Source organism: Rathayibacter sp. YIM 133350 (genome assembly GCF_037404875.1).
GTDB lineage: Bacteria > Actinomycetota > Actinomycetes > Actinomycetales > Microbacteriaceae > Orlajensenia.
This window is the reverse complement of the sequence record NZ_JBBELO010000017.1, coordinates 157393-167066: the sequence shown is the minus strand read 5'-3', so window position 1 is coordinate 167066 and position 9674 is coordinate 157393. Positions and strand designations below refer to the sequence as shown.

The following is a 9674-nucleotide window of genomic DNA, read 5'->3' as shown; positions in this document are numbered from 1 at the left end:
GGCTTGACCGCTGTCGGCGGCATGCCCTGGCTGCGTCCGGTGGTGAAACTGCAGGATGAGCGGTGCGGCGAGCGCGTGACAGCCTCGCTGAGCCGCTGCTCCTGCATTTCGCTGCGGCGGGAGGCGGCGGGGGGGCGGCGGCGTCGGAGCGGCGCAGGCTTGACCGCTGTCGGCGGCATGCCCTGGCTGCGTCCCATGGTGAAACTGCAGGATGAGCGGACCGGCGAGCGGGTGACAGCCTCGCGGAGCCGGTGGTCCTGCATTTTGCTGCGGATACGGGGGCGGCGGCGTCGGAGCGGCGCCGGCCAGACGAGCAGCACCCACCGGATGCGCCGGTCGGCGAACCCGCAGAATTTGCGGGTCGCCGCCGCAAGACGAACGGGCGGGCGGCACCGAAGTGCCGCCCGCCCGTGAAAGTGTCGGAAGGACTACTTCTGCAGCGTGACCTGCAGGTCGGCGGTGAGCGTCACGTCGTTGCCGAGCGTGAAGCCGCCGGCCTCGAGGGCGGCATTCCAGTTGACGCCGAAGTCAAGGCGGTTGATCTTGGTCGATGCCGAGGCGCCCGCCTTCGTCTGTCCGTAGCCGTCGGTCACGACGCCGCCGAACTCACCCTTGAGGGTGACGGACTTGGTGACGCCGCGCAGCGTGAGGTCACCCGTGATGCTGAAGTCCTCGCCGTCGATCGAGATGCCGGTCGAGCGGAAGGTCGCCGTAGGGAACTCCTCCGTCAGGAAGAAGTCGCTGGTGCGCAGGTGCTGGTCGCGCGCCTCCTGGTTGGTGTTGACGGATGCCACGTCGATGGTCGCCTCGACGGTGGTCTCGGCCGGGTTCTCGGCGGTCACGATGGTGACATCGAAGGACTCGAACGTGCCGCGCACCTTGCTGATGGCGAGGTGGCGCACGGTGAACGACAGCTCCGAGTGAGCGGGGTCGAGCTTCCAGGTGCCGACGATGTACTGGGGGTGGAGGGGGGTCTCGGTAGTCATGAGTGGTCAAACTACATGAATCCGCATGTTATTCCCGCCCAGGGGCACGAGCGGGCGGATTTTTCTACCACCCGCTTCTCTCGGCGGCAATCCCCTTGTTGACCTGCGGGGGCCACTGGATGCTGGTCCTACGTTTGAGGCGGTCGATGGGACCGCGTCGGCAACTCACAAGGAGTGAAGCGATGACCGACAGTGAAACACCGAACTGGGCACACGAGAGCACCGGCAGCACCAGCCAGCAGGGCGACTCGGGCACGGCCCAGACCGCGAAGGAACAGGCCGGGCGCGTCAAGGACGAGGCTGTGCAGGCGGGTTCTCGTGTCGCAGGCACCGCGAAGGACGAGGCGGCAGGTGTCGCGCACGAAGTGAAGTCGCAGGCAGCAGACCTCTTCGCCGAAGCCCGCACGCAGCTGAAGGACCAGGCGTCGACCCAGCAGAAGCGCGTGGCCGATGGCCTGCGCACCGTGGGTGATGACCTCGGCAGCATGGCGAACAACTCGGACTCCAACGGCCTTGCGGCCGACCTCGTCCGCCGTGTCTCGACACGCGCAGGCGACGTCGCCAGCTGGATCGGCGACCGGGAGCCGGCCGAGCTCCTCGATGAGGTGCGCGCCTTCGCTCGCCGTCGGCCGGGCACCTTCATCGCCATCGCGGCGATCGCGGGCGTCGCGGCAGGCCGGTTGACCCGTTCGCTCACGGGCGGCGGACCCGACTCCAGCAAGAGCGGAACCACCCCGAGCACCACGGTTCCGAGCACCCTGGCGACGGACTACTCCACCCCGACCTACTCGACGGGCACCGAATACACGGGTACCGACTACGCGACCACCGGAGCGACCGGCGCCTACGCCGGAGCCGCCGGAGCCGAGACGCCCGTCTACTCCTCGCTCGCCGATGACCAGGGCGACGCCGATCTCGCGGTGGCCGACGTGGACTACACGGGAGCCGAGCCCGGCAGTGGGCAGGGTGACGAGTTCGACGGACTCCTCACGGGCGAGCGCACGGATGAGGCAGAGGGCACGCAGCGTTGGGGCCAGTCCTCATGACCGATGTACCCACGCCGTCCGAACAGAAGGCGGCCAACACGTCGCTCGGCGACCTGCTCGGAGAGGTGACGCGCGATCTCTCGACGCTCATCCGTCAGGAGCTCGAACTCGCCAAGGCGGAGCTGCGCCAGTCGGCGACGCGCGCAGGCAAGGGCGTCGGTCTCTACGCCGGCGCCGCGGTCGGCGGATTCTTCGTGCTGCTGTTCTTCTCCATCGCGCTCTGGTGGGGCCTCGGCTACCTCATGGGCAACGCTTGGTCGGCGGTCATCGTGGCCATCATCTGGGCCATCATCGCCGCCATCCTGTTCTTCGTCGGCCGCTCCGCGCTGCAGTCCGTCGAGGGCGCACCGCAGACGGTCGACACCGTCAAAGAGATTCCAGAAACCTTCAAGAGAAACCCGGAGAACCAGTCATGACGAACGATCCTGATGCCATCCGTGCCGACATCGAGGCGACCCGGCGTGAACTCGGAAGCAATGTCGACGCCCTCGCCGACAAGGTCTCGCCGAGCAAGATCGCGGAGCGCCAGGCCGACAAGGTGAAGGGTGCCTTCAACTCCGTGCGCGACCGCGTCATGGGTGCCGCCGACGACCTCGGCTCCCACGCCTCCTCCACCGCGGGATCGGCCGGCGACGCCGTGTCCGACGCCACCCACAAGGCAGTCGCCAAGGCCCAGGGCAACCCGTTCGCCGTCGGCCTCATCGCCTTCGGCGTCGGCCTGCTCGCCGCCTCGCTCATCCCGTCGAGCAACGTCGAGAAGCAGGTCGGCGAGAAGGTGAAGGATGCCGCCCAGCCGCTCGTGAGCGCGGTGGGCGACGCGGCCAAGGAGGTCGGCGAGAACCTGAAGGAGCCCGCACAGGAGGCTGCGCAGGCTGTGAAGGAGTCGGCGACGGGTGCCGTCGAGAACGTCAAGGCGGAGGCATCCGACGCCGCCGACGACGTGAAGGGCGCCGCCGCCGACGCCAAGGACACCGTGCAGGGCGAGGCGTCGTCGGCAGACGACGACACCACCGGCCAGCAGGCATCGCCCTACGGCGGCTCGCAGAGCTACTGATCCCGAGTGCGGCGGGCACCGCCTGCCGCACCCCTGACCGATGACGGATGCGCCGTCCCCACGGCGCATCCGTCATCTTCTTTTTTGCGGCAGTGCCGGCGAGTGGTGCTGTCAACCACTGTCGTGAACCGCGTTGCCGCCGTAACGTCGAGACGACGGTCGCATCCGTCGGCCATCGCACCCCCGAGAGGAGCACCGTGTCGCGCAACGTGCAGGAGTTCTCGTGCTCACCCGAGGCGGTCTTCTCCGTGCTCGCCGACGGCTGGGTCTATCCCACGTGGGTGGTCGGGGCATCCCGCATGCGCGACGTCGACGTCACCTGGCCGCAGGAGGGCAGCAGGCTGCACCACTCCGTGGGAGTGTGGCCGCTGCTCATCGATGACCAGACCGTGAGTCTCGTCTGGGATCCGCCGCGCCGCATGGTGCTGCAGGCGACGGCCTGGCCGATCGGCGAGGCCCGCGTGACCATCGACGTGAAGCCGCGCGGCGATGGCTGCGTCGTGCGCATTCAGGAGGAACCCTCCGAGGGTCCCGGTGCCCTGCTTCCTTCCTTCGTGACCGATCCGATGATCTACGCCCGCAACGTGGAGACCCTGCGCCGGCTCGCCTTCGTCGCCGAAGGCCGGGCGGGCAACGGCGAGGCCTGAGCGTGGTGCTCTCTCTCCGCGCCCCGTGGTGCGCGGGCGCCTGGCCGCACGCGGAAGGATAGCCTCGTGGCCCAACTGGATGCCGTCGTCGTCGGAGCGGGCCCGAACGGGCTCGCCGCCGCGGTCACCCTCGCGCATGCCGGGCTGGCTGTGCGCGTCTACGAACGCAATCCGACGCCCGGCGGCGGTGCCCGCACTGCGGAACTGACACTGCCCGGCTTCCGCCACGACATCTGCTCGGCCGTGCACCCGATGGCCCTCGCATCCGCCTTCTTCCGGGAGTTCCAGCTGGAGCGCCGCATCGAGCTGCGCCTGCCGCCCGCGTCGTACGGCCATCCGCTCGACAACGGCCGCGCCGGAATCGCCTATCGCGACCTCGACCGCACCGTGGCGGAGCTGGGAGCAGACGGGCCCGCCTTCGGTCGCCTCATGCGACCCCTCGTCGAGCACGCCGACGCGGTCGCCGGGTTCACGGGGTCGCAACTGCTGCGTGTTCCGCCGCACCTGGCGACCGTCATCCGTTTCGGCCTCCGCACGCTCGAGCAGGGCACCATCGACTGGAACACCCGTTTTCGCGAGGACGTGGCCCCCGCCATGCTCACCGGCATCGCGGCGCACACCATCATGCCGTTGCCGAGCCTCTCCACGGCGGGCGTCGCGCTCTCGCTGGGAACGTACGCGCACGCCCGCGGCTGGCCGATTCCGGTCGGCGGCAGCCAGTCCATCATCGACGCGATGGTCGACGACATCCGCGCCCACGGCGGCGAGGTGGTGACGGATGCCGAGATCGCCTCGCTCGTCGAGCTGCCCGACGCTCGGGCCGTGCTGCTCGACGTGACCCCGCGCGCACTCGCCCGCATCGCCGGGGACCGGCTACCGGCCCGCTACCTGCGCGCCTTGGGCCGTTTCCGGTACGGCAACGGCGTGGCGAAGGTCGACTTCGCCCTCTCGGAGCCGGTGCCGTGGACCAACGCCGAGCTGCACGGAGCGGGCACGGTGCACGTGGGCGGTACCCGTGCCGAGATCGCGCGCGGCGAGGCGGATGTCGCGGCCGGTCGACACTCTGAGGCGCCGGTCGTTCTCGTCTCGCAGCCGAGCATCGTCGACCCCACCCGGGCGCCGCAGGGCCAGCACACGCTGTGGGCGTACACCCATGTTCCGCGGGGGTCGGACGAGGACCAGACCGAGGTCATCACGCGCCAGATCGAGCGCTTCGCCCCCGGCTTCCGCGACACGATCCTCGCGACTGCGAGCAGTACCGCCGTCGACGTGGAGCGGCACAACCCGAACTACGTGCTCGGCGACATCTCCTCCGGGCAGCCGAGCCTGACGCAGCTCATCCGGCGCCCGGTGCTGTCGCCCGAGCCGTGGCGCACCCCGGCGCGCGGCGTGTACCTGGCCTCCGCATCCACCGCCCCCGGGCCCGGTGTGACCGGCCTGCCCGGTTGGTATGCGGCGCTGAGCGCCTTGCGCCACGAGTTCGGCACCCGGGAGCGCCCGAACCTCTCGGTGGACTGATCGCGCTTGCGCTCTGTTCGCGCGGATCGGGCGGATGGCGCGGATGGCGCGGGCTATCCCTCCCCGTCCGGCTGCTCGGCGCCCCCGATGTTCACGAGCCAGGAGATGCCGAAGCGGTCCACGAGCTGGCCGAAGTAGTCGCCCCATGGTGCCGCCTCGAGCGGAAGGTACGGATTGCCGCCCTCGGCGAGCTTGTCCCAGAATCCGCGCAGCTCGGCTTCGTCCTCCGAGCCACCGCTGAGCGAGACGGAGATGCTGCTGCCCGGCGAGTAGTCCATGCCCTCGGGAACGTCGGCGCCCATGAGCGTGAAGCCGCTCGGAGTCGTGAGCTGGGCGTGCATCACCTTGTCGGCGTCCGCAGGGTTCTGCGCGAGCGAGAAGTCGCTGAAGGTGCTCACCGCCAGGTCGCCTCCGAACACGGAATGGTAGAACTCCATGGCTTCACGGGCGTTGTCGCGGAAGTTGAGGTACGGGTTCAGGGTGCTCATCGCAGATCCTCCTTGATCCCTTCCATTGTTCTGCGGATTCCGCCCGGAAGCTAGGGCGCGGGCAGGGCGTCGAGAGCAGGCACCTGCCCGGCGACCAGACGCTCCCTGGCGGCCGCCAGAGGCATCCACTCGGCGCGGTCGAGCTCGGGGAATTGCTGAAGGCGCCCGGAATGGGGAGGCCATTCCAGTTCGAATGTGTTGCTGCGAACCGCGGATGCGTCGAAGTCGGACTCCCCTGCGAACACGACGATGCTCTTGCCTGAGGAGTACCGGTAGGTGCCGAGCTCCCGGTACTCGATCGACGGTGCCCGGGTGCCGGTCTCTTCCGCGAACTCCCGCAGCGCGGCCGCCAACATCTGCTCTCCGTCGTCGACGATGCCCTTGGGAATCGACCACGCTCGTGCGTCTTTGCGGGCCCAGAACGGACCGCCCATGTGACCGAGCAGCACCTCGAGATTGGGAGCTCGCCGGTACAGCAGGATGCCGGCGCTGACGACGGGCATGCGCGCCTCAGCCCTGGTTCCGCAGGAACGCGACGATGCTCGGCGCGAGCGATGCGCCGACCTCGGCTGCCGACCGCTTGAGGCCCTTCACGCCGAAGGAGTGATCGCCGCCCGCCGTCCACTCGAGCCTCGCGTTCGGCCCGATGCGTTCGACGATGCCCGGCAGCATGCCACCGGCGACGAAGGGGTCGTTCTCGCCCTGGAGGAAGAGCAGGGGAAGGCTGAGCCCGTAGAGGTGCTCGTCGCGCAGCCGTTCGGGTCGACCGGGTGGATGCAGCGGGTACCCCAGAAAGACGATGCCCGCCGCGGGCATGCCCTCGGCCACCGCCATGGATGCCATCCGGCCGCCGAACGACTTGCCGCCGACCCACACGGGCTCGCCCTCGGATCGAGCCGTCGCGGCATCCGTCACCGCACGCCACGCGGCGATGGCGGTGGGGGCACGATCGGGCATGCGGCGACCGGCTTCGCGGTAGGGGAAGTCGAAGCGCAGGGTGGCGACGCCGGTCTCGTTCAGCGCCGCGGCGAGGCCTGCGAGAAAGGGATGCTCCTTGCCGGCGCCCGCACCGTGGGCCAGCGCGAGAGTGGCGATGGCCGATCGGGGGCGCGCGTAGAGGGCGGAGACGGTGCCCTCGCCGACCGCGATGCGCAGTCGCTCGTCGGTCACGAGTCGAGCACCTCGAGGTCGACCGCGATCACGTCGCCGTCTTCGACCTGCTCGGCGCGGAGTACGGCGCTCTTGACGGGCAGCACGTACGTGCCGTCGGAGGGGAAGATGGAGGTCGACCACGTCGTCGCGCCGATCCGGGCACGTACCTTGACTGCGCCGAATCCGCGGGGCTCGCGGGGCACCTCCGCGATGTCGGCGCCCTGCTCCTCGGGCAGGCGCACGAAGAACCAGTTGGCGCGCGCGCTCCACTCGTAGAGTGCGGCGTCGAAGCGAAAGCGCATGAACGGATGCTACGCCCCTCCACAAACGACGCCCGACTTGCCACTTTTCGTGACGTCGAGCGCCCTCGAAGTCACGAAAAGTGGCAAGTGGACCCGAGGGGGTCGGCGCCTGGCCGCGGGGCTGCGAGGCCTGCGAGACTTGCAGGGTGAGCAGCGCACCCCTTCGCACGGCAGTCATCGGCTTCGGCACCTCGGGCCGGGTGTTCCATGCCCCGTTCTTGGCAGCCAATCCCGAGTACTCCCTCGAGGTCATCGTCACAGCCGACCCCGAGCGCTCCCGGCAGGCTCACGACCTGTACCCGAACGCCCGGATCGTGCCCACCGCAGAAGAGGCTCTCGCCGAAGGCCTGGATCTCGTCGTCGTGGGGGCGCCTCCCGCCGCGCACGTCGACCTCGCGGACGCCGCGCTCGAGGCCGGCTCCAATGTCGTCGTCGACAAGCCCTTCGCGGTCACGGCAGCCGAGGGCGCCGCCCTGATCGAGAAGGCCGAGGAGCGCGGGCTGCTTCTCACCGTCTTCCAGAACCGGCGCTGGGATGGTGACTTCCTCACCCTGCGCCGGCTCGTGGACGAAGGCCGGCTCGGCACCGTGCGCCGCTTCGAGTCCCGGTTCGAGTGGTGGAAGCCCGCTCCGCCAGCCACGTGGAAGGCCGAGACGCCCGTGGGCGCCGGCGGCGGCATCCTGTTCGACCTCGGCACCCACCTCATCGACCAGGCGATCACCCTGTTCGGCGGTGTCGACGACATCTACGCCGAGGTGCGTTCACTGCGCGAGGGCGCCGCGGCCGACGACGACGCCTTCGTCGCGCTGCAGCACGCGGACGGTGTCGTCTCGCACCTCTGGATGAACTCGCTGGCACCGCAATTCGGTCCGCGCTTCCACGTGCTGGGGTCGGAGGCCGGCTACACCTCCTGGGGGCTCGACCCCCAGGAGGCCGCACTGAAGGGCGGAGCGTCGCCCACGGATGCCGGCTTCGGCGAGAAGCCGGAGCAGCAGTGGGGAAGCCTCGGCGTCGAGGGCGCCCTCGAGCGCATTCCCACGGACCGTGGCGACTACGGCGCCTTCTACCGCGCGCTCGCCGATGCCCTCCTGCGCGGTGGGCCGACGCCCGTCGATCCCCGCGAGAGTCTGGAGACCCTCGCGATCATCGAGGCCATTCACGCCCTCTGAGCCCTCCGGCTTAGACCTCGGCCGCCGACGTGAGAGTGCGGGCGGTGCTCGCCTGCAGCAGCCGTCGCATTGCCGCCCTGCCGCCCGACGTGTAGGCGCGGCGCTGGCGGTCGGCGCCGGTGCCGTCGCTGAGCATCCGCTCGCCGAGCACCTCGACGAGGGCCGACTCGGCGCCGAACCACGGCTCGAGCGCCGGCAGGAGCTCCCGCAACAGGGCGGTCGCATCCGTTGATGCGCCCGTCTCCGGATGCGGCAGGCGCGCCCGCAAGCCGTCGCGCGCCGCCGCCCAGACCGCCGCCTCCAGCAGCTCGGAGCCCACGGACTCGGCGCGCGCGTGCGGATGCGCGAGGGCGCGCGCGACGAGTGCGCGGCAGAGGGCGGCGACCAGAACGCTGTCGCCGGCCTCGAGCTGCGCGTCCGCCATCCGGAACTCGATGGTCGGCAGATGCTCCGACAGCCGCAGGTTCCAGGCGATGAGGCCCATGTCGTTCGTGCCGCCGATGCCGACGAGCGCGTGCACGCGGCGGTCATAGTCGTCGGCGTCGGTGAAGTACGGCGGGCAGCCGTGCGTGGTCCAGCGGCGCATCAGGATGGTGCGCCAACTGGCGAAGCCGGTGTCCGCACCCCGCGCGAAAGGCGAGTTGGCGCTGAACGCGACGAGCAGGGGCAGCCACGGACGCATCAGGCCGAGAACGCGAACGCCCTCTTGCCGACTCGGGATGCCGACGTGCACGTGCAGGCCGTTGAGCTGGTGATCACCGATGATCGCCCCGAAGTCGCGGACGACCGACGCGTAGCGCTCTCCGGCGGCGATGGCTGGTCGCTGCGGCATGTCGAACGGCACGCCGACAGACCCGACCACGACCCCGAGCCGGTCGGCGTGCTCCGCCAGGTCGGCGCGAAAGCGCCCGAGATTCTCGGGAGCGTCGGAGAGCCGTGCGAAGACCACGGAGGCATGCTCCACCTGGGCGGTGAGGAACTCGTGCTTCACGAGGCCCGACCAACGCGTGCGGAGCGCCGCGAACACGGCCTCCGGAACATCCACCGGCCGAAGGGTTCGCGAATCGAGGAGCATGAATTCCTCCTCGACGCCGAAGGAGGGCATCTGCGCCGTCTGCATGTGCTCAGGTTCGCACACCGGCGTACGGGTCGCAGTCTCTTTTCGCCGTGAGGTCGCTGTGATCGCGCTCTGCCCCGCCCGCGGCATCCGTGGCTCACTGCACACGGAGGTCGAGGATGATCACACACGAGGTGTTCAATCAGGCGCCGTCGCGCACCCGCGGGCCGCGCAAACTGCAGGATCAGCGGCGCG

General features: G+C 69.9%; 12 protein-coding genes. 6 read left to right on the top strand and 6 right to left on the bottom strand.

What is annotated here, in order from left to right; translation table 11 throughout:
• Positions 1–428: 428 nt before the first annotated feature.
• A complete protein-coding gene (locus WDJ51_RS04520) occupies positions 429–986 on the bottom strand; it encodes a YceI family protein (protein WP_337851236.1) in 558 nt (185 codons plus the stop codon).
• A gap of 182 nt (positions 987–1168) precedes the next feature.
• Here WDJ51_RS04520 and WDJ51_RS04515 point away from each other — a divergent pair, with 182 nt between their 5' ends.
• The 5 genes from WDJ51_RS04515 (at position 1169) to WDJ51_RS04495 (ending at position 5251) form a co-directional block, all read left to right on the top strand.
• Entirely contained in the window at positions 1169–2032 is an 864-nt protein-coding gene (locus WDJ51_RS04515) for a hypothetical protein (RefSeq protein ID WP_337851235.1), read from the top strand.
• Complete coding sequence (locus WDJ51_RS04510) at positions 2029–2448, top strand: phage holin family protein (RefSeq protein WP_337851234.1); 420 nt, start codon at positions 2029–2031, stop codon at positions 2446–2448. The genes WDJ51_RS04515 and WDJ51_RS04510 overlap by 4 nt, the downstream gene beginning before the upstream one ends.
• Positions 2445–3086, top strand: a complete 642-nt coding sequence (locus WDJ51_RS04505) for a DUF3618 domain-containing protein (RefSeq protein WP_337851233.1) — start codon at positions 2445–2447, stop codon at positions 3084–3086. The genes WDJ51_RS04510 and WDJ51_RS04505 overlap by 4 nt, the downstream gene beginning before the upstream one ends.
• Before the next feature lie 197 nt (positions 3087–3283).
• Positions 3284–3733: an SRPBCC family protein gene (locus WDJ51_RS04500; RefSeq protein ID WP_337851232.1), complete on the top strand. Its 450-nt coding sequence runs from the start codon at positions 3284–3286 to the stop codon at positions 3731–3733.
• 66 nt (positions 3734–3799) lie between these two features.
• A complete protein-coding gene (locus WDJ51_RS04495) occupies positions 3800–5251 on the top strand; it encodes a phytoene desaturase family protein (RefSeq protein ID WP_337851231.1) in 1452 nt (483 codons plus the stop codon).
• Between the two features lie 53 nt (positions 5252–5304).
• On the opposite strand, the gene WDJ51_RS04490 is transcribed toward WDJ51_RS04495, so the two are convergent.
• Genes WDJ51_RS04490 through WDJ51_RS04475 form a run of 4 tightly spaced genes read right to left on the bottom strand, consistent with a single transcriptional unit; the run spans position 5305 to position 7193 of the window.
• Positions 5305–5739: a VOC family protein gene (locus WDJ51_RS04490; protein WP_337851230.1), complete on the bottom strand. Its 435-nt coding sequence runs from the start codon at positions 5737–5739 to the stop codon at positions 5305–5307.
• A gap of 50 nt (positions 5740–5789) precedes the next feature.
• Complete coding sequence (locus WDJ51_RS04485; protein ID WP_337851229.1) at positions 5790–6242, bottom strand: NUDIX domain-containing protein; 453 nt, start codon at positions 6240–6242, stop codon at positions 5790–5792.
• Between the two features lie 7 nt (positions 6243–6249).
• Entirely contained in the window at positions 6250–6909 is a 660-nt protein-coding gene (locus tag WDJ51_RS04480; RefSeq protein WP_337851228.1) for an alpha/beta hydrolase family protein, read from the bottom strand.
• Complete coding sequence (locus WDJ51_RS04475) at positions 6906–7193, bottom strand: DUF1905 domain-containing protein (protein ID WP_337851227.1); 288 nt, start codon at positions 7191–7193, stop codon at positions 6906–6908. Before WDJ51_RS04475 ends, WDJ51_RS04480 begins: the two co-directional genes overlap by 4 nt.
• A 146-nt stretch (positions 7194–7339) precedes the next feature.
• Between WDJ51_RS04475 and WDJ51_RS04470 the strand changes: the two genes are divergently transcribed.
• Positions 7340–8362, top strand: coding sequence for a Gfo/Idh/MocA family protein (locus tag WDJ51_RS04470; protein WP_337851226.1), 1023 nt, complete (start codon positions 7340–7342; stop codon positions 8360–8362).
• Positions 8363–8372: 10 nt separating this feature from the next.
• Here the strand turns inward: WDJ51_RS04470 and WDJ51_RS04465 are convergent, their stop codons facing one another.
• The gene (locus tag WDJ51_RS04465; RefSeq protein WP_337851225.1) at positions 8373–9482 is read right to left on the bottom strand and encodes a carboxylate-amine ligase; all 1110 of its coding nucleotides are present in this window, start codon (positions 9480–9482) and stop codon (positions 8373–8375) included.
• Between the last annotated feature and the right edge of the window lie 192 nt (positions 9483–9674).

What these genes read in the sequence shown, in the direction of transcription:
- WDJ51_RS04465 (WP_337851225.1), bottom strand. Translation starts at nt 9,482, where the DNA reads ATGCAGACGGCGCAGATGCCCTCCTTCGGCGTCGAGGAGGAATTCATG.
- WDJ51_RS04520 (WP_337851236.1), bottom strand. Translation starts at nt 986, where the DNA reads ATGACTACCGAGACCCCCCTCCACCCCCAGTACATCGTCGGCACCTGG.
- WDJ51_RS04510 (WP_337851234.1), top strand. Translation starts at nt 2,029, where the DNA reads ATGACCGATGTACCCACGCCGTCCGAACAGAAGGCGGCCAACACGTCG.
- WDJ51_RS04505 (WP_337851233.1), top strand. Translation starts at nt 2,445, where the DNA reads ATGACGAACGATCCTGATGCCATCCGTGCCGACATCGAGGCGACCCGG.
- WDJ51_RS04475 (WP_337851227.1), bottom strand. Translation starts at nt 7,193, where the DNA reads ATGCGCTTTCGCTTCGACGCCGCACTCTACGAGTGGAGCGCGCGCGCC.
- WDJ51_RS04490 (WP_337851230.1), bottom strand. Translation starts at nt 5,739, where the DNA reads ATGAGCACCCTGAACCCGTACCTCAACTTCCGCGACAACGCCCGTGAA.
- WDJ51_RS04515 (WP_337851235.1), top strand. Translation starts at nt 1,169, where the DNA reads ATGACCGACAGTGAAACACCGAACTGGGCACACGAGAGCACCGGCAGC.
- WDJ51_RS04485 (WP_337851229.1), bottom strand. Translation starts at nt 6,242, where the DNA reads ATGCCCGTCGTCAGCGCCGGCATCCTGCTGTACCGGCGAGCTCCCAAT.